We start from the raw sequence: 21,406 nt of genomic DNA, 5'->3' as shown, positions 1-21,406 counted from the left end.
CCCTGGCAATCATAAAAGTCCATGCTGCGCGCGTTATTCACTTTTTTTATTTTCTCTTCCCTCTATGTGGGTTGCTGTGCCCTGCTCATGATCTGGCAGACAAACGCACTGCTGCAGGTACATGCGGTTGATAATGTATATTATTTCTTCGTGTTCTTTGCCACCATCTGCAGTTACAACTTTCACTGGTACCTCACCCCGGCAGACTATTCCGTTTCTGACAGGATACAATGGGGCGCCAGGCACAAAACCCTGCAACTGGGCCTTACCATAGCAGGAGGCATAGGCGCTGTTGCCTGCTTCTGGATGTTACGGCAACATTGGCTGCCTTTAAGCGGCGCAGCAGTGCTCACCTTCCTGTATTCCGCCCCCAAGCTTCCGCAACGGGTGTTCATCTGGCTGCGCAGGATAGCCATCGGCAAAACAGTGTTCCTGACATTTGTGTGGACTTACGTTACCACACTGCTGCCCCTTTTCATAGAGAAAGAGCCGCTTACATTGCAGGTCATATGGTTTACCATACACCGCTTTTTCCTGGTCTATGCTATCTGTATATTATTTGACTACAGAGACCTGGAATCTGACAGGAAAGAAGGCATACGGTCACTCATCACCTGGCTCAGCAGCACCAATCTGAAAAGACTATACATACTTTCCCTTACATTTTCAGCCGTTTTTGCACTGGGCCTGTATACAACAGACCAAAACCCGTTTGCCCTGCTCCTGCTGGCGCCGGTACTGTTAACAGCACTGCTTACACGGTATGCCCTGCACAACCGTTCTGATCATTTTTATTACTTTGTACTGGATGGGATGGTCATGCTATCCGGCCTTCTCCACCTGGTCATTGCAGCGGGCGCTGGCTTGCTGTAAACCGTCAAACACTTACTTTTGCAGATAATAATTAAACCACAATGTCTAAAAAGCAGAAATCCATATTGAGTAAAGACGCACTTACCTTTTTGCGTAATTACCTGAACAACCCCTCTCCTACAGGCTTTGAGAAGGAAGGACAAAAATTGTGGCTGGAATACCTGCAGCCTTATATTGATGAGTATTATGTAGATGCTTACGGATCGGCAGTTGGTATCATCAACCCCAAGGCTCCTTTTAAAGTAGTGATAGAGGCCCATGCAGATGAGATCTCCTGGTTTGTGAATTATATCTCTCCTGAGGGACTAATATACGTTATCCGCAATGGCGGCTCCGATCAGCAGATAGCTCCTTCCAAACGCGTACACATCCATACAGAAAAAGGTATTGTCAAAGCCGTTTTCGGATGGCCTGCCATTCATACGCGCATGCGCAGTACAGAAGGTAAAGAACCACAACCCAAAGTGGATAATATCTTCCTGGATTGTGGCGCCCGCAACAGGAAAGAAGTAGAGGAGCTCGGTATTCATGTAGGTTGTGTAGTTACTTTTGAAGATGGCTTTGAGGAACTGAACTACGACTACTACATCTGCCGCGCTATAGACAATCGCATAGGAGGCTTTATGATAGCCGAAGTAGCACGCATGCTGAAAGAGAAAAAACAGACATTGCCTTTTGGCCTTTACATCGTCAATGCTGTACAGGAAGAAGTAGGACTTCGTGGCGCCGAGATGATAGCTAAGCGTATCAAACCGGATGTAGCCATCATTACAGACGTTACCCACGATACTACCACGCCTATGATCAATAAGAATATTGAAGGTGAGATCCGCTGTGGTAATGGTCCCAGCATTACCTATGGCCCTGCAGTGCATAATATTCTTCGCGATCTGATCATCAAAACAGCAAAGAAGAATGATATTCCTCACCAGCTGCATGCTGTAAGCCGCAGTACAGGTACAGATACTGACGCCTTTGCATACTCAAATGACGGCACACCTTCAGCATTGATCAGCCTTCCGCTGCGCTACATGCATACTACAGTGGAAATGGTGAAGAAAGATGATATTGAAAATACCATTCAGCTGATATACCAGACACTTTTAACTATTACTCCTAAAACCAATTTCAAATACCTGTAAGAAAAGCTATAACTGGCTGAAAATTTAAACCGGCATACCAACTGGCTCTCCCACTTATGTGTTAGCAGTTCAGTATGAAGGATTTAGCAAAGGATTTTTTTTAATGCTTTTTTTGTAGGTTTGCTCTCAAATTAGATTATTATGCAAGATGTGCAGATCCGTCACGACTGGACCATTGAAGAAATAAAAGAGATCTATAATACGCCCTTGCTGGAGTTAATGTACCGTGCAGCTACGGTACACAGACAAACACAGGATACTGCGGAAGTACAGGTTTGTACACTGCTTTCTATCAAAACCGGCGGTTGCTCCGAAGATTGTGCTTACTGTCCGCAGGCAGCCCGATATAATACAGACATCAATGTTCACGGCCTTCTGAAAAAAGAAGAAGTGCTGGCATATGCTGAAAAAGCACGCGATGCAGGTTCTACCCGTTTCTGTATGGGCGCTGCATGGAGGGAAGTACGTGACAACCGTGACTTTGACCGTGTGCTGGATATGGTAAAGGGTGTGAATGAGCTGGGTATGGAAGTTTGCTGCACATTGGGCATGCTTACTGAAGAACAGGCGCAGAAACTGGCTGATGCAGGCCTGCATGCCTACAACCACAACCTGGATACTTCCAGTGAATATTATGAATCTATCATCACTACCCGTACATATGACGATCGTCTCCGCACGCTGGATAATGTCCGCAAGGCAGGCGTAAGCGTTTGTTGCGGTGGTATCATTGGTCTGGGTGAATCTCACGAAGACCGTATCGGTATGCTGCATACACTGAGCAATATGCCTAAACATCCGGATTCAGTGCCTATTAACGCATTGACCCGCGTAAAAGGTACTCCGATGGAGAATATGCCGAAAGTAGCATTCTGGGATATGGTACGTATGATCGCTACCACCCGTATCGTTATTCCCCGTGCTATGGTTCGTCTGAGCGCTGGCCGTGCTGAAATGAGCCTTTCTGAGCAGGCTATGTGTTTCATGGCAGGAGCAAACTCGATATTTACAGGTGAGAAACTGCTGACTACAGACAACCCTTCCTTCGAAGAAGATCACATGATGTTTGAGCTGCTGGGATTGAAGCCCAGGGAAGCTTTCAAAGATCAGGAAGCTGGAGTGCATGTTCACTAAGAAAATAAAAAAAGAGCGGTTAAGTTAACCGCTCTTTTTGTTTTATATATTGACTCTATATTATTCCACAGTCCATAGATCTTCAGTATCCCAATCAGCAGGAAATCCCATACGTCTTAAAGAAACGGACGGGTATTTTTTTATCAGGTCCTTCAGTTTAGATGTTAAAGCATTTCCAGGGTCAATAGAGTGCAAAACATATCTTATTGCACATAACTGGTAATATAAATGTTCCCTCAGCCGGCCACCAGCAGCAGGAAGCCTTTTAAGCCATGGTAAATTTGTTGTATGAAGGTCTTTAGGAGGAAATGTAAATGTTCTGAAACAGACCCTGCTGTGATGTGCACAATAATTTCTAAGCACAGTAAAAACAACGAACCAGCTTTCTAACCATAAATGATTAGGTAAACCAACAGCTCTCGCAATGGCTTTTTTTTCTGGTAGATTATTTTTTATGTTGCTGTAAAGCTTAGAAAGAGTACCAAAAGAAAGAATCTGAATAATTTTCCAGGCTGGTGGGTGCGGCTCCTTTCCATACTTGCCATCGTGGGCTCAATAAATTCTTCCATTGAACGGTCCAGTTCAGCATTTATAACAGACAGGTTCTCATTATACCAATCTTCTCTTTCCACAAGAGATGGATTAGTAAACCATAAAGGGCCATGAGAAGCACACATAGTATTAACAATGATTGATCTGAGAGCTATTTCAATTCTTTCTATCGCATCACATAGTAAAATTCTAAGCTCTCTATCAAAATTATAAAGCTCTGTAATGTGCCGGAAAGTAACACCCTCGTGAAAAATGTGATTTACTTTATCACTTTGATAGATCTGCCAATAGCCTGCTAATCTGTAGTATCCTACAAATGTCAAGTATTTCTCTGCAATCTTTTCATCTGGAATAACAAGTCCTCTCTTACGAAGAAGAGTTATTTGTTGTGATATAGTCGTGGTTGGTTTTTGATATGGGGATAACATATATATAAAAAAAGCCTCGCCCTGGGACGCTGATCTTACGGGTAGCGTGGCGAGTTCTGTTACTGTGAAGGTATGCAAAAAGTTTCAAAGAGGAATGGAATAATTACCAATTAATTATTCATTGAGATATTTATTTCACAAAATACGCAACCCCCAACGCATATCCTTTCATTCCCAATCCGCAGATACTACCCACACATACAGGCGCTATCATGCTCTTATGCCTGAATTCCTCCCGTGCATGAATATTGCTGATATGTATTTCCAGTACAGGCGTTTTGATAGCTGATATGGCATCCCGCAGGGCAACGGAAGTATGGGTGTATGCACCGGCGTTAAGCAGGATGCCATCGTAAGAAAATCCTATTTCATGCAGGTGATTGATCAGCTCTCCTTCTACGTTATTCTGATAATAGGTCAGCTGCACGCCTGGATATAATTCCTTCAGTTTTTCAAAATAAGATTCAAAAGACTCATTTCCGTAAATACCTGGTTCACGTTTACCGAGAAGGTTTAAATTAGGCCCGTTGATAATAGCTATCTGCATACAATCTTAGTAATTTATTTATCTCTCAAAAATTGAAACGATCTGTTACAGTTCTCCTCCCCACCGGAACGTGTCCTGTTCAATTCCAGCCAGGTCAAGCACCCTGTCCACTACTGTCGCTGCCACTTCTTCTATCGTTTGTGGACGGCTGTAAAAAGAAGGTGTAGCCGGACAGATAATCCCTCCTGCTTCTGTCACAGCCAGCATATTCTTTACATGCATCAGGTTATAGGGCGTTTCCCTCACTACACATATCAGTCTGCGCCGCTCCTTCAGCACTACATCTGCCGCCCTGGTGATCAGGTCATTGGAGATACCTGTAGCAATACGCCCTAATGTCCCCATAGAACAGGGACATATGATCATAGTATCGAACCTTCCTGACCCCGAAGCAAAAGGAGCATGAAAATCCTGCTGTGTATATGTTTTAAAAGGCAATTGTTCGTAGTCCTTCGTACCCAGCTCTGTTTCCCATACTGTTCTGGCATTTCCCGTCATCACCAGTGCTATCTCCTCCGTCTGGGCAGCCGCTGCCTGCAGTTTGCTGAGCAACTGCCTTGCGTAAATAGAGCCGCTGGCTCCTGTCACTGCCACTACTATACGATGTTTCATTGATCTTCTGATTGCTGCAAAGCTAGGTCAAAAAAAATACCGGCCATAGGCCGGTACTAAATTCTTTGGATAAATAGTCACTATTTGCCGTAAATCATCCGTTAATTGGCATTCTCCAGGATCTCTTCCATACGAATACCGCTGTGGCTTTCGTCATATACACATTCCCCGTTACGGATCAGCAGCACCTGTGGCGATTCATGCGGCACATTGTAAGCTGCTTCGATTTTGTTTGATAAGTCCCTGAAACGCAGCAGGTCCAGGTAGTAGAAGGAAATATTTTCCGGCGTGCCCGCCCTTTCCAGCCTGGCCTTAGCCATTGCGCTGATAGAACAACGCGTGCTATGCTTAAATATGATCACCGGACTATCTGCCGATGTTTCTTTAATTTGCGATAACTGTGCTTCGGTTGTAAGTGGTATCCAATTCATTAACAATCTTTCGTGTTTGCCCCGTGCGTCACCTTGCCAATCTTCATCGGACAGCCGAGCTTGTTCTGTGATGCACAGGATGTTAGCAAAGCTGCAAAGATAAAAAATACACAGGCGCCGCCCAAAACTTTAAGATAAGATGCTTGCATAAAGGGATGTTTAAGTGTTAAATGAAATTTCATAGGGAAGTGGTGATATCACTTTTTTGTTCGTCATTTGTGACGTTACTTTGCAAATATAAAATTTATATTAAAGTTTTTATCTATAATATCATTCCTTTTTCCCGTATAACATAAATATAACGATAAAACGCAGTCATCTGTTTTAATATTATGGCTAAAGTACATTTTATTGCTATCGGCGGCAGTGTAATGCACCAGCTCGCAATAGCACTGAAAATTAAGGGTTACCAGGTGACCGGCAGTGACGATGAGATCTTTGAACCGGCTCTCACTAACTTAAAACAAGCCGGTATTCTTCCGGACACCCTGGGCTGGGACGATCACCGTATCAACGCAGACCTGGACGCTGTCATACTGGGTATGCACGCCCGGGCAGACAACCCCGAGCTGATCAAAGCAAAAGACCTGGGCCTGAAGATCTACTCCTTCCCTGAATATATTTACCAGGAAAGCCTGCAGAAAAAACGTGTTGTGATAGGCGGTAGTCACGGAAAAACCACTACCACCGCTATGATCATGCATGTACTGCAACAGGCGGGAACTGCGTTTGACTACCTCGTAGGCGCCAGGCTGGCAGGATTTTCCCAGTCTGTCAACATTACCGACGCCCCCCTCATTGTCTGTGAAGGCGATGAATACCCGGCGTCCGTAATAGAAAAACGCCCTAAATTCCACTTCCTGCACCCGGATATTGCCGTGCTTACAGGAATAGCCTGGGACCATATCAACGTTTTCCCCACATACGACAACTATCTTGAGCAGTTTGCCATCTTCATCCGCACAATGAAAGCCGGCCATACGCTCATTTACAATACAACAGATCCGGAACTGGAAAAACTGGTAAAAGCGGAAGGCCTGCACCTCAGACTGCTGCCTTATAACGTGCCCCCTCACCAGATCATCAACGGTACCACCACTGTTACCTTCGGCAACCACCAGGCAGCCCTGGAAGTTTTCGGGGAACATAACCTGCTGAACATGCACGCTGCCCGCCTGGTATGTAACGAACTGGGAATCAGTGATGAAGCCTTTCTGGCAGCCATCTCCACCTTCAAAGGCGCCGCCAAAAGGCTGGAACTGGTAGGAAAAAATGACCATTGCGCCATTTACCGGGACTTTGCTCATGCCCCTTCCAAGGTAAAAGCTACCATAGACGCCCTGCGGGAACAATATCCCACACGTAAACTGGTAGCAGTACTGGAATTGCACACCTATAGCAGCCTCAATGCCAGCTTCATGGTGCAGTACCAGGGAGCGATGGACCAGGCAGACATTCCCGTGGTTTTCTACAGCAAACATGCCCTGGAAATCAAGAGAATGCCCGAACTGGCCCCTGAACTGGTGGCCCAGGGATTTGGACGTACAGACCTGCACATTCTCAATAAAAAAGAACAGCTGCAGGACTTCCTGGACAAACAAAACTATGATAATACCAACCTGTTGCTCATGAGTTCGGGCGATTATGAAGGATTGGATGTAAATTCGCTGAAAAAGTATCTATAAAATTTCGACATGCCCTCTTTGCAACTGAAAAGGCCCCTGGCCGTTATTGATCTGGAGACGACCGGTACCAACGTGGCTACGGACCGTATTATTGAAATTGCTATCATTAAAGTCATGCCGGATAAAAGCGTCATTTCAAAAGTAAAACGCATTCATCCCGGCATTCCTATTCCGCCTTCCAGCACAGCAATTCATGGGATCAGCGATGAAGACATAAAAGACTGCCCTACATTCAAACAGGCCGCCAACGAACTGCGCCAGTTCATGGAAAATTGTGACGTTGCCGGTTATAATTCCAACCGCTTCGACATCCCCCTGCTGGTAGAAGAATTTCTCCGCGCAGGACTGGAGTTTGACGTAAAAGGCCGGCAGTTCATAGATGTACAGAAGATCTTCCACCTGATGGAAAAACGTACCCTAAGCGCCGCTTACAAGTTCTATTGCGATAAAAACCTGGAGAATGCACACAGCGCAGAAGCAGACGCACTGGCTACCTACGAGATCCTGGAAGCACAGCTGAGCCGCTATGAACAACTGCAGGCTGAGGTAGCACCACTGGCAGAATTCACCAAAGAAGATGAATATGTGGACTTTGCACGTCGTATGGTCATGCAGAATGGTACAGAAGTATTCAATTTTGGGAAATATAAAGGCAGGGCTGTAAGGGAAGTACTTAAGATCGAGCCTCAATATTATGATTGGATGATGAAAGCTGATTTTCCGCTTAATACCAAGCAGAAACTAACAGAAATATACCACAGTATGATGTTAAAAAAGATTTAATATTTATAAAAACCATACTTTATTTAGCGATTACACTAATTTCGCACTCCTAAAACAATATTTGCTAGATTGGAAAAGCTGGTAATAATTCCCACGTACAATGAGAAGGATAACATCCGGAACATCATTGACGCGGTGTTTGCGCTGCAACAAGACTTTCATATCCTGATCGTGGACGATGGTTCGCCCGACGGTACAGGTAATATAGTAAAACAGCTGCAACAGGCGCATCCCCAGGAATTATTCCTGGCCGAAAGAAGCGGCAAACAGGGGTTAGGCACCGCCTATATCCATGGTTTTAAATGGGCACTGGCAAAAGGATACAGCTACATTTTCGAGATGGACGCTGACTTTTCTCACAACCCGGCAGACCTGGTAAGGCTGTACAACGCCTGTGCCAGAGAAGGCGGAGATGTATCTGTAGGCTCCCGCTATGTAAAAGGCGGCAGGACAGAAAACTGGCCTTGGGACAGAGCAGTACTCTCCTACGGAGCCTCCGTATACGTACGTTTTGTCACCTGGATGCGCGTAAAAGACGCCACCGCCGGGTTCGTATGCTATAAAAGACAGGTACTGGAAGCCATCAACCTGGACGCCATCCGCTTTGTAGGCTATGCTTTCCAGATAGAAATGAAGTTTACAGCCTGGAAACTGGGCTTTACCATAAAAGAAGTGCCGATCACTTTTAAAGATCGTAAAGAAGGCTATTCCAAAATGAACAAAGGGATCATTAAAGAAGGTATCCTCGGTGTACTGAAGATCCAGTGGGAAAGCCTGTTCCGCAAATATGAAAGACGCGTGAGAAACAACGAATAGCGTCGAAATGAAAAAAGCACTGATACAATTACACCTGGCAGTCTTCCTGGCAGGCTTTACCGGTATATTTGGTAAGCTCATTACCCTTAACGAAGGTATGCTTGTGTGGTACAGGCTTCTCTTCACCGTTATCATCCTGTATTTTCTCTTCCGGTTTAAAGGCATACTGAAAAAGCTGCCTTTCAAAGACATAGTGCCGATAGGACTTACCGGTATTGTAATAGTACTCCACTGGCTGTTCTTTTATGCCAGCATCAAATATTCCAATGTTTCCATAGGAGTGGTTTGCTTCGCCCTTACCGGTCTTTTCACCGCCGGCCTGGACCCGCTCATTAACCGCTACCGGCTGGACAAAATAGAGCTGTTGCTCAGCGGACTCACCCTCTTTGGCATCTTCCTCATCTTTCATTTTGATACCCAATACAGAACAGGCATTATCCTTGGTGTAATATCCTCCCTCTTTGCCGCCCTGTTCACCATCTTTAATAAAAGGCTTATCAGCAGGTTCGATACCCCTACCATCACGTTCTACGAACTGACAGTTGGTTTTTTCTTCCTGACCCTGATGCTGCCCCTGTACCTGCACTTCTTCCCCCAACCACTGCGCTTGCCCGCCACTTCAGACCTGATCTGCCTCATTATCCTGGCATGGGCCTGCACCGTATGGTTGTATATGCTGCAGATGAATGCACTGACAAAGGTTTCCGCCTTCACCGTAAACCTTACATTCAACCTGGAACCCGTTTACAGCATAATACTGGCCTTCATTCTCTTCCATGAGAACCGTGAGCTGACAGCCGCCTTCTATATAGGCCTGGCCTGCATCCTCCTGTCTGTAGTACTGCAGATGGTACGTGTAACACGGAATATGCGGACCACAAAGGCATAAAGGCTTGCCATTCATACATATTTTCATATGAGCCTGCGCCGGGAATTATTATTTTGGCGCTTATGAAACGTATCATGTGTATGACGGCCGTTCTATCCGGCCTATCCCTTCTGACTTATGCTCAGCTGCCCTCCAAAAAGCCACTGGACCATTCAGTATACGACAGCTGGCAAAGCATCGGCAGCAAATCGATCAGCAACAACGGACAATGGATCGCCTATACCATCACTCCACAGGAAGGCGATGCTTCACTGGTTATTTACAATAGCAGAACACAGCAACAACTGACAGTGCCCCGCGGCTACAACGCCGTGATCACTGAAGACAACCACTATGTTGTGTTCCTCATTAAAGCTCCATTCGCTGATATCAGACAGGCAAAGATCAGGAAGAAAAAGGTGGCAGACATGCCGAAAGACTCCCTCGGCATCATTACCCTGGGCAACAACAAAATCGAGAAAATACCTTCCGTACGCTCTTTCAGCACACCGGAGAAAGCAGGTGGCCTGGTAGCCTACCTGGCAGAAAAGCCCAAAGCAGATACTGCCAGCGGACATCTCATTATCCGCCAGCTGGACAAAAAACTACAGGACACCATCCGTAATGTACAGAACTACCTCTTCAGCAAACCAGGCAACCGCCTGCTGGCAGAAGTGATCGCAGATAAAAAAGATTCCCTCTCTACCGGCGCCATGCTCCTATGGGATGTAACAACCCGTAAAACAGATACCCTCAGCCTGGGTACTGCCGACCGTAAACAACTGGCCTTCGACGAAAAAGGCGAACAGGCGGCCTGGTACAGCTCCCGCGACAGCGCCAAAGCCCTCCAGCAGTTCTATCAGCTCTGCTATTACCGCATGGGCCAGGATACCGCTACCATCGCAGCAGCCAGGAATACCAGCGGCATCCCCTCCGGCTGGTCTGTCAATCCAAACGGAAAAGTATGGTTCAGCCGTAATGGTGAACGCCTCTTCTTCGGAACAGCTCCCATACAACCACCGAAAGATACCAGCATAATAGATTTTGAAGTGGCAAAAGTGGATATCTGGAACTACAAGGACGATTACCTGCAACCTATGCAGCTTAAAAACCTGGATAAAGAACTGAAAAGAAGTTACCAGGCACTCTATTATCCGGCTTCCGGAAGGGTTCTCCAGCTGGCAGATAAAGACATGGAGAATATTTCCATCGCAGATGAAGGGAACTGCCCCTATGCCATGGGATACACTGATAAAGGACAACGCCTGCCCATGCAGTGGACAGGTCATTCACTGAAAACGATCTATACAGTGAACCTGGAGAATGGTAACCGGAGGATGGTGCAGCCCGACCTGGACAGCCTCAGTCACATATCTCCTTCCGGCCGCTTCATTGCCTGGTATAACCTGAAAGAGAAACAATGGTATACTTACGAGAACGAAACCAATACAACCCGCAATATTACTGCCTCCATCCCCGCTTCCATGGCTGAAGAAGACGATGATCATCCTGATATGCCCGGTCCTTACGGCACTGGCGGCTGGATGATCAACGATGAGTTCATCTTCATTTATGACCGGTATGATATCTGGAAAGTAGATCCCACCGGTAAGATCGCTCCCCAGATGCTGACTGGCGGAACAGGCCGGCAACAGCAACTGCGCTTCCGCACTCTTAAGCTGACAAGGGAAGAACGCTTCTTCAAAACCAATCAGCCTATGCTGCTGGAAACGTATAGCGAGATCACAAAAGAGAATGGTTTCTATACAGTGAACAGTACTAAAAAGTCTCTGCCACAGAAAGTAGTGTTCGGACCATACACATATGGAGACCCGGTAAAAGCCGACGAAGCAGATAATCTGATATTTACCAAAGCCAGTTATGTATTGTCGCCCGACCTTTATACCGGCACCTCGCCAGATAAAGCTGTACAGGTAAGTCATATCAATCCGCAGCAAAAGGAATACAACTGGGGCACTGTAGAGCTTTTCAAGTGGACCGCCTATAACGGTAAGCCCGCCGAAGGTATCCTCTATAAGCCGGAAGATTTTGACAGCACCAAAAAATATCCTGTGCTGCTTTACTTCTACGAAAAGCTGACTGATGGCCTGTATAGCTATCAGCCACCATCCCCCACTCCTTCCCGTCTCAATATTCCCTTCTTTGTAAGTCGCGGGTATCTCGTGCTGGTGCCTGACGTAACCTACGAACCCGGTCATCCCGGCAAAGGAGCATATGACTATATTGTAAGCGGCGCACGTGCATTAGCCCGCCATCCCTGGGCAGACAGTACCAATATGGGTATCCAGGGACAGAGCTGGGGCGGCTACCAGGTAGCATACCTGGTTACAAAGACAAAATTGTTCAAGGCTGCCTGGGCCGGCGCTCCTGTAGCTAATATGACCAGCGCCTATGGCGGCATACGCTGGGAAAGCGGGATGAACAGGCAGTTCCAGTATGAACGTTCCCAAAGCCGTATTGGCGCTACCCTATGGGAAAAACCAGAGCTGTATATAGAGAACTCTCCCCTGTTCTACCTGCCTGATGTTACTACTCCGCTGGCTATTATGAGTAATGATGCAGATGGGGCAGTTCCCTGGTACCAGGGCATAGAATTGTTCACCGGTCTGCGCCGTCTGGGTAAACCTGTATGGCTGCTGAATTACAATAATGAGGCGCACAACCTTATACAGCGGCAGAACCGTAAGGATATTTCCCGCCGGGAACAGCAGTTCTTTGACTATTTCCTGAAAGGGGCGCCCGCACCGGAATGGATAGAGAGTGGTGTGCCGGCTACGGAAAAAGGAAGGAACTGGGGTTGGTAAAATCGATTCCGATTATTTCTTGCAAACCAAAAGTCTGCCCCTACCGCTCAAAAGATCGGTTTCGCTGAAGGCGAAACCGATCTTTTGAGCATGTTTAGTATACACTTCCTTCCCTTCAACTCTACCTTTCAAGCATGTTTGAAGCATGTTTAAAGCATGTCTTAAGCATGTTTAGTGTATGTGTTGCGGTACCTGTTCTGCACCACCATCTCCATTAAATTATATTTTTTTATATACAATCAAATTATTAAGTTTGTATTGAATTGAAGACCTGAATTGCAGCTTTGTGAATGTGAGGATATCTGGTAACCTTATACTCTGATCCTATGAATTTCCGTATCTATCACCCAGCCGCTACGCTGGCTCCCTATGTTAAGCAATACTATCATTTACAGACAACTACTGCCGGACTGATCAACCTGCCTCAGAACCTGTTCTCCCTGGGAGACCTTTACATGGTATTCCTCCAGGAAGGAGAAGTGTTATTTCAGCCTGCACAGCATGCTTCCTTTACCTTGCCTGCTGCCGCTGTAGTTGGACATTTTACCTGCCATCATCAGATCAGGGTAAAAGGTCCGGTAAAAATGACTGTTATACAGCTGAATGCGTATGGTTGTTACAGGCTGGCGGGACTGGATATGTCTGCTTTCAATAATTATTTCAGGGACCTGCTGAAGCAAAATTGCGAAAATTGTGAAAACTGGCAGCAACTGGCTGCTCAGCTGGCAGGCAATGAAGAAAGCGCCAATATACCAGCTATACTGGATAAGGCATTCAATACCATACTGGAAGAACACAATTACAATCTGAAACAGGTGGATGTGATAGCCGATTATATTGGCCGTCACCAGGGTAATACCAGCATTGAAAGACTATCTAAAAAGTTCAAGACTTCCCGTCATACCCTGGAAAGGAGGTTTATGGAAGTGGTTGGTATTCCGCCACAGCTGTACGCCCGCATGCTCCGTTTCAGGGAAGCCATGCGTCATATGCAGAAGATGAATGTGGAAGAATGGCAGTCCTTTATCACCACGAACGATTACTATAGCCAGGCCCTGTTCATACAGGACTTCCTGTTCTTTAAAGGCGAGGCGCCTGTATTGAACCAGGAAACAGCCATTGCACAGATGCCGGCTCCAGAGGTACGGCCTGTGGCAGTAGCATAAAGAACGAACGATTAGAAAAATGAAAAATAAGACGGCCGTTCCGCTTCGCGCAGAACGGCTTTTTCATTTCCCACGATTTTTATTTCTTTGCGATATGCACAACCCTACTCATACCGCCTCTTATTGGCGGGAACATCTTCAGTTACAGTCACATGTGGAAGGCGGCGCCTTTCGTGAAACCTACCGCTCAGACTGGCTTTTCCCCAAATCACAGCTGCCTTCCGGAATGCAGGGCAGCAGGAATGCCTCTACCGGCATTTATTTTCTGCTGGAACAGGGAGAGTTTTCAGCCTTTCACCGCATAGCTGCAGATGAAATGTGGCATTTCTATGATGGACATACACTGTGTATTTACGACATTGCTCCCGATGGCAACCTTACTGTACATAAACTGGGACTAAATATTCACCTGGGAGAGCAGCCGCAGATAGTGATAAAGGCCGGCAACTGGTTTGCGTCCAGGGTTGAAACATCCGGCGGATTTGCACTGGTTGGCTGTACCGTAGCTCCCGGCTTTGATTTCGCCGATTTTGAACTGGCCGGTAAAGACGCACTGCAGGCGTTGTACCCGCAGCACAGAGCATTGATAGGCGAACTGACACATTAAAATACTGAACCATTCACAACTTTATCCGCTATGAAAAGATTCCTTCTTGTCATTTTCTTTCTTTCCTTTGTCTTACTGGTTTTCTGGCTTGGAAAACAATTCGGTAGCAAAAACGTAAACCAGAGCATTCTTTCCAACAACCAGATAGTCAAAGAGATAGCGGAGCTGGCCAGCCTTGAGGTAGAAGGCGTAGCTAACATCAAACGCAGTAATATTACAGATGATGGTGCATGGGCAAGTAACCTGAAAAAAGCATTTCTTGAGAATACGATATGGGTCTCTATCCCCTACCTGGCCAAATATGGGGTAAATGTAGATGAGAAGAATTTCCATATCAGTGTTTCAGACAAAAAGATATCTGTGAACCTGCCAGAGCCTAAGCTGCTCAGTTATGAGCTGAAAGTAGATAAAATGGAAACCTCCAACCGGAAAGGATGGCTCCTTTTCCAGGATGATGAAACCTATACTGATGTGCAGAAGAAACTATACCAGACCTCCCGTGAGCAGCTGGAGAACAATAAACTTTACATCAACCAGTCCAAAGAAAAGCTGAAGAAGATCATACAGGAGTATTACAAGCCTTTTTTACATGATCATGAGCTGGAAATAACTTTCGGCCACAGCGTGTTCCCTTCATTAAACTGATGGATCAGGCCGCATTATTGGCTATATATTTTACCAGACACCGTTTGGCAATGGGCAGTAATGTTTCATTGACAGGAAATACCAGGTTGGTCTCTACCCTGTAAACGGCAGGATTGGGCAGTTTCTTACGCTGTCTGATGAGACTTATCTTGATATTCTCACAGGAATCTACCAGGTTTTTGGCGTATGTATCAATGTACTGGGTGTGGATTCCCCGGTATTTTTCGTCATGCCGTTCAAAGATACTGAGCCTGTATTCATATACCATCGTATCCTGGTAACGGCCATCGCAGAGAAAGAAATAACCTTCCCGGGTATCCAGTGGTATCAGGCCTACAGGGCTGATATTCAGGTTGTATTCCACAAATTCATATATCTCAGTACCTTCCCGGATAGTGCCGTTCATTTTGTGAATGGCATAGTGGATAATACTTTCCAGTTCCTGCATCAGCTCATCATCTGCGATCATCTGTTCATAAAGCAGCTGCAGGCGTTCCATGTTGATGGCGGTCAGCCGTTTTGGGAATTGCTGCTGCAGGAATTGTTTGTTCTCTTTGAAAGCTACGAGATTATTATAGTGAAAGATAACGTCTCCCAGCTGCGGGTACAGCTTATTTTCATTGAAATAACGGGTTATCTGCTGCAGATAGGCGAGTAAGGCATATTTTTTCTGCTCAAAGTCGATATAACCATCGGCAAACCACGTTTCGCTCAAGTTACTCATACCAAATAAATTTAATAGAACCTACTCTTAATTTACGAAAAATAAGGCTAAGATCAATAAAACATAGGTGTTAAATCCCTCCTATATTACCCCTGTGTTTAGTTTCTGAAATTATTTCCGCATGCGATGGATTTATTGAACTTATTTGTTTATCTTCAATATTATTTTTCATTTTTTTAATTTTTTAGTCATGAACATTTACGTAGCCAACCTGCACTACAGGTTGAACGATGAAGACCTTCACCAGATATTTAGCGAATTTGGAGAAGTTACTTCCGCTAAAATTATCAAGGATCATGAGACTGGTCGTTCACGCGGCTTTGGTTTCGTGGAAATGCCCAACCAGGAAGAAGGTAGCAAGGCTATGGATAGTTTGAATGGTACTGAAATCGAAGGCAAACAATTAATGGTTAACGAAGCAAGACCTAAACAACCGAATAATAACTCAAGAGGTGGTGGATTTAATCGCGGCGGCGGTGGATACGGCGGCGGCGGAGGCCGTGGCCGTTATTAATTCTGTTGGCCCAATCTTATTTCGGTCAAGACATTTAAAAAAGGGTGTATCAGTAATGGTACGCCTTTTTTTATAGGCTTAAATGGAGCCGCTGATTAAGAGTCAGCTGCTCATTCTTAAAAGCAAAGCGCTCAGTACCCAAAAGTACTGAGCGCTTTACTTTATCTTATAACTGATCTTTTCAGTATTCCCTGTCACCATTAAAGTTCTCCAGTTCCTGTGCTACAGCACTAAGGAAGGTAGAACCCAGCGCCCCGTCTACAATACGATGATCGTAGGAAAGCGACAGGTACATCATATGACGGATGGCAATAGTGTCTCCATGCGGGGTCTCTATTACTACGGGGCGTTTCTTAATGGCGCCCACCGCCAGGATAGCTACCTGCGGCTGGTTAATAATAGGTGTTCCGGCAAGGCTGCCAAATGTACCTACGTTGGTCAGGGTGATGGTACCGTTCTGGGTATCATCAGGTTTCAGCCTGTTTTCACGGGCAGCGTTGGCCAGATAGTTCACCTGACGGGTAAGGCCTACCAGGTTCAGCATATCTGCATTGCGGATCACCGGAACAATCAGGTTACCGCTGGGCAATGCAGTGGCCATACCAACATTGATATCTTTTTTCAGGATGATCTTATCTCCGTCCAGGGAACAGTTCACCAGCGGGAATTTCTTGATACATCTTACCAACGCTTCAATAAAGAGCGGAGTGAAAGTGATCTTCTCCCCTTCCCTTTTCTCAAAGTCTTTTTTAATCTGGTCACGCCATTTCACCATGTTGGTAACATCAGCTTCAGCAAAGCTGGTCACATGCGGACTGGTATGTTTGCTGCGTACCATATGTTCAGCTATCAGCTTACGCATACGGTCCATTTCGATGATCTCTACATTCCCGCCATAGCTGTTAACACTGGTAACCGGCTGTGTGTTAACTGCTTTGGCGACCGGTGCGGCAGTAGCAGTAGCTGCCGGCTGTGTTACTACAGGGCGGGCAGCAGGTTGTTCTTCCTGTATGGGTATCGTTGCGGCTTCAGCAGGTGCAGGAGCTGCTCCTTTACCTCTGTTAGCCACAAAGTTCAATATATCTTTCTTGGTAACCCTGCCTTCATTGCCGGTACCAGGTATTTTTTCCAGTTCTGCAAAGCTGATCCCTTCCTGTTGTGCAATAGTGAGCACAAGCGGGGAGTAAAACCTTGCACCGCCGGTCACAAACTGTGCCTCATACGGTGCTCCGGCAGCTTCATGCCGGTATGCGGATGTCTCTTCTTCTACGGCAACAGGCGCCTGCTCTTCCGAAGATACAACCGGCGATTCAGTAACACCGGCATCCACATTAGTGTTGATTCGTGCTATGACGGTACCTACAGGTACCACATCGTTCTCTGCGTAGAGTACCTCGGTAATTATCCCATCTGCAATAGAAGGTACTTCGCTATCCACCTTGTCTGTAGCAATTTCCAGCACGGTTTCATCAGCTTTTACCTGATCTCCTGCCTTTTTGTGCCAGCGTAATATGGTGGCTTCCATAATACTTTCCCCCATTTTGGGCATTACCAGTTCTACAATGGCCATAAAATTGTGTTTAGCTTTTTGGTACGGAAACAAAAGTAAGGTTTATACTATCAACTTCCTCAATTCATTCATTGCATAAGTTGCTGTCATTTGTATATTATTCATCCGGCCGAAACGTAACTGAAATTTCACTGTCACCAGTTTTTCAGCGCTTCCGGCTGCAATCCAGACGGTGCCTACGGGCTTCTCCGGAGTACCTCCATCGGGTCCCATAATACCGGATACGGCAATAATATAATCGGTTTTCAGCTGTTGCAGGGCGCCCATCGCCATTTCTCTTACCACTGCTTCGCTGACTGCCCCATTTGCCTGTAAGGTGGTCTGCTTCACCCCTAACAGATTGGTTTTAATTTCATTCGCATAACTGACCACACTGCCCTTATACCAGGCAGAGCTTCCCGGTATCTGGGTAATGCTATGTGCTATATATCCCCCCGTGCAGCTTTCCGCCGTGCCCATTGTCTTATGTTTTGCTGTCAGCAATCGCCCCAGTACTTCCGCTAAAGAAACATCTTCGTCATATACGCTGATGTCTGGCAGCAGATCTTTCAACTGCTGAAAATAAACGGATAAAGCAGCGGCTGTAGATTGCCCGTCCTGCCCGAAGGCTGTCAGCCGGAGCTTCAGCAAACCGTAAGACGGCAGGTAAGCCAGTTTGATACCTGACGGCAGATTGGCTTCAAAGTCTGTCAGCCGCTCTGCAATGAAAGATTCCCCCATTCCTGAGGTCAGCAGGGTTTGATGCACAACTGCAGGAGTATCGAAAAACGTCTGCAGCCGGGGCATTACATGGTCCTGCATGATACCTTTCATTTCATGAGGTACTCCGGGCATAGATACATATATCTTACCATCTTTCTCAAACCACATGCCCGGTGCTGTTCCCCTGATGTTATGCAGTACAGTGGCTACATCGGGAACCAGTGACTGGTCAACGTTCCTTTGAAGCCGGGGCAGGTTCCTGCTTTCAAAGAATTCCATGACCATGTTGTAAGTGACTTCGTCCCTTACCAGTGTTCCTCCGAAATATTCGCATAGTACCGGCTTGGTAATGTCATCTGCCGTGGGCCCTAATCCCCCCGTTATCAGGATGATATCCGATACTGCCCCTTCTTTTTCCAGGGCATCGATAATGGCTTCCCTTACGTCTCCGATGGCTATACGACGATGCACCCATATTCCCATTGCATTCAGCTGCTGCGCCATCCAGGCTGAGTTTGTATCTATCGTCTGACCGATCAGCAGCTCATCCCCGATAGTGACGATGCTGACCAATACCTTTTTCGGCTGTGTTGTCATGTTATTGCGGACTTTTCTCAAAGAAAGGCGCCAGTCTCTCCATCAGAACAGGTGGCATACCATAGCGGAGTCTGGTATCTGCATGCAGGAATACCAGTGTGGTTACTCCTATATTCAGTAACTCTCCTTTTTCATTATATAGTTCGGAATGGAACCTGATCTTATGATCTACCGGCAATTCCTTCAATATAGTCTTTACTGTTATGAGGTCATCGTAATATGCCGGGCGTAAATATTTTGAATTTAGTTCTGCCACCGGCATGATGATGCCTTGCTTTTCCAGCTCCGCATAGGTGAAGCCCAGTGTCCGGATAGCTTCTGCACGGCCTACTTCATAATAGAGTGCATAGTTGCCGTAGTAGAGATATCCCATCTGATCCGTTTCTCCGTAACGCACCCGGATCTGCGTTGTTTGTGTAAACATATTGTCCTCTTAAGGCCGGATGCCTGACAACAGGCATCCGGTAATTTTTATTTTCCAATCACTTTGTCAAGGCTGAACTTACCAGGACCTGTAAATAATATTGCGATGAAAGCTGCTATGTAAAGAATAGCCAGTTCTTTCTTTTCTACCGGGTCATGGCCATGTATAATGAATATAGCTACGCCCATGCAAATGATCAGCGGAATGGTGGCCAGCCTGGTAAGCAGGCCAAGTATCAGTAAAACAGAGCAAAAAGCTTCTGCAAATATGGTAAGAGATAGGGATGCCAGGCTGCCTATATGCAGAGGGTCAGGGAAACCGCCTTTCATTTCTGAAAATTTGTTCAGCTTACCCCAGCCATGCAGGAACATAAGGGCTCCTGTGGCCACACGTAAGATCAGCAGGGAGAAGTTAAGCGCCCCATTGTTTACGCGGGAAGAAAATAGTTTGCTCATAGAATTTTAAAAGTTTGACGGCAAAAATAATCCGGCAAAACATCCTGTAAAGATCGTTTAGCCGGTTTGTTCGGGTCAAAAGTAAACTTATTTTTTTATAAGAATTATGACGGTAAAACTGACAGTGGTGAAGATGAACATACGGATAGCAGATGAACAGAATGGTATGATTGGTTTCTGTTTTGTTCTGTTATGTTTGCGGGCATGCAAAACCAGGAATATCTGAAACTTATTGCAGCATTAAAAGACAATATACTGAGAAGCCGGTACAATGCTGCCCGGCTGGCTAACAGGGAGCAATTATTGCTCTATTATTCTGTTGGGAAGATGCTGCTGGAGAGAATAACAGCGGCGGGATGGGGTGCTAAGATCCTCAAGGCTATATCTGCAGACCTGCAGAAAGAATGGCCGGGGTTAAGAGGGTTTTCTGCCGAAAATCTTAAAAAAATGAGGCAATTCTATGAAACCTATGCAGATTTCCAGAGTGTTTTAATTGGTTCGGCACCGCCGAACCAATTAGGGGCATCTGACTTAAAAAGCAACTTTCCTGTTTTGGCAGAACTGAGTATCCATTCCTTCCTGGAGGTATTTACCAGCCTGGGATTTACACATCATTTTACACTATTGAAGGTAAAAGACCTCTCTGCCCGCTGGTTCTATATGCAGCAGGCAGCTCAGCATCAATGGTCGTACAGAACACTGGAATACCATATGGAAGCAGACCTGTACAGCCACAAAGGTAAACTGCCCAATAATTTCAACGACGCCTTACCCTTCTCCCTTCATAAACAGGCCACTGATGCCTTTAAAGATGAATATCTGCTGGATTTTATCAATTCAGATCCCACTTACGAAGCAGACCTTGAAAATGAAATAGTGACGAATATCAAACAGTTCATTATGAGGCTTGGCAAGGGTTTTGCTTTTATCGGGAATCAATATCGTTTAACAGTGGGGGGAGAAGAGTTCTTTATTGATCTTCTTTTCTATAACAGGATACTCAGATGCCTGGTGGTCTTTGAATTAAAGAAAGAGAAATTCAGACCGGAACATGCCGGCCACCTTAATTTTTACCTGAATGTACTGGATGACCAGGAACGACAGCCGGGAGAAAATCCTGCAATCGGGATCATTTTATGCAGGGAGAAAGATAACACACAGGTAGAATATGCGTTTAAGTCTATGGATAAAGCTATGGGTGTGGCAACATATAAATTAACCACAAAGGTGCCACAGTCCATGAAGGACGTTTTACCTTCTCCGGACGATCTCGTAAAATTATTATAGACCTGACCGGCATACAAGA

21 protein-coding genes and 1 pseudogene are annotated in these 21,406 nt (G+C 45.8%); 13 read left to right on the top strand and 9 right to left on the bottom strand.

Annotated features, from left to right (window positions below; all coding sequences use genetic code 11):
• Positions 1-21: 21 nt before the first annotated feature.
• From GO493_RS25805 to bioB, 3 genes are all read left to right on the top strand, one after another.
• Positions 22-873, top strand: a complete 852-nt coding sequence (locus GO493_RS25805; protein ID WP_157309124.1) for a UbiA family prenyltransferase — start codon at positions 22-24, stop codon at positions 871-873.
• 41 nt (positions 874-914) lie between these two features.
• Positions 915-2,015 carry a M42 family metallopeptidase gene (locus tag GO493_RS25800; RefSeq protein WP_157309123.1) on the top strand — a complete coding sequence of 367 codons (1,101 nt, stop codon included), beginning with the start codon at positions 915-917 and terminating at the stop codon, positions 2,013-2,015.
• 141 nt (positions 2,016-2,156) lie between these two features.
• On the top strand, positions 2,157-3,149 hold the full coding sequence (bioB, locus tag GO493_RS25795) for a biotin synthase BioB (RefSeq protein ID WP_157309122.1): 993 nt from the start codon (positions 2,157-2,159) through the stop codon (positions 3,147-3,149).
• Positions 3,150-3,209: 60 nt separating this feature from the next.
• On the opposite strand, the pseudogene GO493_RS31455 reads toward bioB, so the two are convergent.
• The 4 genes and pseudogenes from GO493_RS31455 to ytxJ all read right to left on the bottom strand — a co-directional run bounded on the left by GO493_RS31455 (position 3,210) and on the right by ytxJ (position 5,719).
• A pseudogene (locus GO493_RS31455) lies at positions 3,210-4,129 on the bottom strand (Abi family protein).
• A 130-nt stretch (positions 4,130-4,259) separates the two neighbouring features.
• Positions 4,260-4,676: a type II 3-dehydroquinate dehydratase gene (aroQ, locus tag GO493_RS25780; protein ID WP_157309120.1), complete on the bottom strand. Its 417-nt coding sequence runs from the start codon at positions 4,674-4,676 to the stop codon at positions 4,260-4,262.
• 45 nt (positions 4,677-4,721) lie between these two features.
• On the bottom strand, positions 4,722-5,288 hold the full coding sequence (locus tag GO493_RS25775; protein ID WP_157309119.1) for a UbiX family flavin prenyltransferase: 567 nt from the start codon (positions 5,286-5,288) through the stop codon (positions 4,722-4,724).
• 101 nt (positions 5,289-5,389) lie between these two features.
• Positions 5,390-5,719, bottom strand: coding sequence for a bacillithiol system redox-active protein YtxJ (gene ytxJ / locus GO493_RS25770; RefSeq protein ID WP_157309118.1), 330 nt, complete (start codon positions 5,717-5,719; stop codon positions 5,390-5,392).
• A 332-nt stretch (positions 5,720-6,051) separates the two neighbouring features.
• Between ytxJ and GO493_RS25765 the strand changes: the two genes are divergently transcribed.
• The 8 genes from GO493_RS25765 to GO493_RS25730 all read left to right on the top strand — a co-directional run bounded on the left by GO493_RS25765 (position 6,052) and on the right by GO493_RS25730 (position 15,114).
• Positions 6,052-7,404 carry a UDP-N-acetylmuramate--L-alanine ligase gene (locus tag GO493_RS25765; protein ID WP_157309117.1) on the top strand — a complete coding sequence of 451 codons (1,353 nt, stop codon included), beginning with the start codon at positions 6,052-6,054 and terminating at the stop codon, positions 7,402-7,404.
• A 9-nt stretch (positions 7,405-7,413) separates the two neighbouring features.
• A complete protein-coding gene (locus tag GO493_RS25760) occupies positions 7,414-8,187 on the top strand; it encodes a 3'-5' exonuclease (RefSeq protein ID WP_157309116.1) in 774 nt (257 codons plus the stop codon).
• 69 nt (positions 8,188-8,256) lie between these two features.
• Positions 8,257-9,003, top strand: a complete 747-nt coding sequence (locus GO493_RS25755) for a polyprenol monophosphomannose synthase (protein ID WP_157309115.1) — start codon at positions 8,257-8,259, stop codon at positions 9,001-9,003.
• Positions 9,004-9,010: 7 nt separating this feature from the next.
• Positions 9,011-9,892 carry a DMT family transporter gene (locus GO493_RS25750; protein WP_157309114.1) on the top strand — a complete coding sequence of 294 codons (882 nt, stop codon included), beginning with the start codon at positions 9,011-9,013 and terminating at the stop codon, positions 9,890-9,892.
• A 62-nt stretch (positions 9,893-9,954) separates the two neighbouring features.
• Complete coding sequence (locus GO493_RS25745; protein ID WP_232539082.1) at positions 9,955-12,696, top strand: alpha/beta hydrolase family protein; 2,742 nt, start codon at positions 9,955-9,957, stop codon at positions 12,694-12,696.
• Between the two features lie 326 nt (positions 12,697-13,022).
• Positions 13,023-13,862, top strand: a complete 840-nt coding sequence (locus GO493_RS25740; protein ID WP_157309113.1) for a DUF6597 domain-containing transcriptional factor — start codon at positions 13,023-13,025, stop codon at positions 13,860-13,862.
• A gap of 94 nt (positions 13,863-13,956) precedes the next feature.
• On the top strand, positions 13,957-14,469 hold the full coding sequence (locus tag GO493_RS25735) for a cupin domain-containing protein (RefSeq protein ID WP_232539076.1): 513 nt from the start codon (positions 13,957-13,959) through the stop codon (positions 14,467-14,469).
• A gap of 30 nt (positions 14,470-14,499) precedes the next feature.
• Positions 14,500-15,114 carry a DUF4230 domain-containing protein gene (locus GO493_RS25730; RefSeq protein ID WP_157309111.1) on the top strand — a complete coding sequence of 205 codons (615 nt, stop codon included), beginning with the start codon at positions 14,500-14,502 and terminating at the stop codon, positions 15,112-15,114.
• 4 nt (positions 15,115-15,118) lie between these two features.
• Here the strand turns inward: GO493_RS25730 and GO493_RS25725 are convergent, their stop codons facing one another.
• The gene (locus tag GO493_RS25725; RefSeq protein ID WP_157309110.1) at positions 15,119-15,838 is read right to left on the bottom strand and encodes an HAD family hydrolase; all 720 of its coding nucleotides are present in this window, start codon (positions 15,836-15,838) and stop codon (positions 15,119-15,121) included.
• A gap of 190 nt (positions 15,839-16,028) precedes the next feature.
• Here GO493_RS25725 and GO493_RS25720 point away from each other — a divergent pair, with 190 nt between their 5' ends.
• Positions 16,029-16,352, top strand: a complete 324-nt coding sequence (locus GO493_RS25720; RefSeq protein ID WP_157309109.1) for an RNA recognition motif domain-containing protein — start codon at positions 16,029-16,031, stop codon at positions 16,350-16,352.
• A gap of 181 nt (positions 16,353-16,533) precedes the next feature.
• Here GO493_RS25720 and GO493_RS25715 read toward each other — a convergent pair whose 3' ends face one another.
• From GO493_RS25715 to GO493_RS25700, 4 genes are read right to left on the bottom strand one after another with little or no spacing between them, the layout of a single operon-like run.
• On the bottom strand, positions 16,534-17,922 hold the full coding sequence (locus GO493_RS25715; RefSeq protein WP_157309108.1) for a dihydrolipoamide acetyltransferase family protein: 1,389 nt from the start codon (positions 17,920-17,922) through the stop codon (positions 16,534-16,536).
• Between the two features lie 42 nt (positions 17,923-17,964).
• Positions 17,965-19,221: a CinA family nicotinamide mononucleotide deamidase-related protein gene (locus GO493_RS25710; protein WP_157309107.1), complete on the bottom strand. Its 1,257-nt coding sequence runs from the start codon at positions 19,219-19,221 to the stop codon at positions 17,965-17,967.
• A gap of 1 nt (position 19,222) precedes the next feature.
• A complete protein-coding gene (locus GO493_RS25705) occupies positions 19,223-19,645 on the bottom strand; it encodes an acyl-CoA thioesterase (RefSeq protein ID WP_157309106.1) in 423 nt (140 codons plus the stop codon).
• A gap of 47 nt (positions 19,646-19,692) precedes the next feature.
• On the bottom strand, positions 19,693-20,100 hold the full coding sequence (locus GO493_RS25700; protein WP_157309105.1) for a DoxX family protein: 408 nt from the start codon (positions 20,098-20,100) through the stop codon (positions 19,693-19,695).
• A gap of 204 nt (positions 20,101-20,304) precedes the next feature.
• Here GO493_RS25700 and GO493_RS25695 point away from each other — a divergent pair, with 204 nt between their 5' ends.
• Positions 20,305-21,387 (top strand): PDDEXK nuclease domain-containing protein, encoded by a 1,083-nt coding sequence (locus tag GO493_RS25695; protein ID WP_157309104.1) that lies wholly within the window; start codon positions 20,305-20,307, stop codon positions 21,385-21,387.
• Positions 21,388-21,406: the final 19 nt, after the last annotated feature.

The organism is Chitinophaga tropicalis, assembly GCF_009758205.1.
Lineage (GTDB): Bacteria > Bacteroidota > Bacteroidia > Chitinophagales > Chitinophagaceae > Chitinophaga > Chitinophaga tropicalis.
Note: the sequence above shows the minus strand (reverse complement) of the source record. Positions and strands in the feature narration are given on the sequence as shown.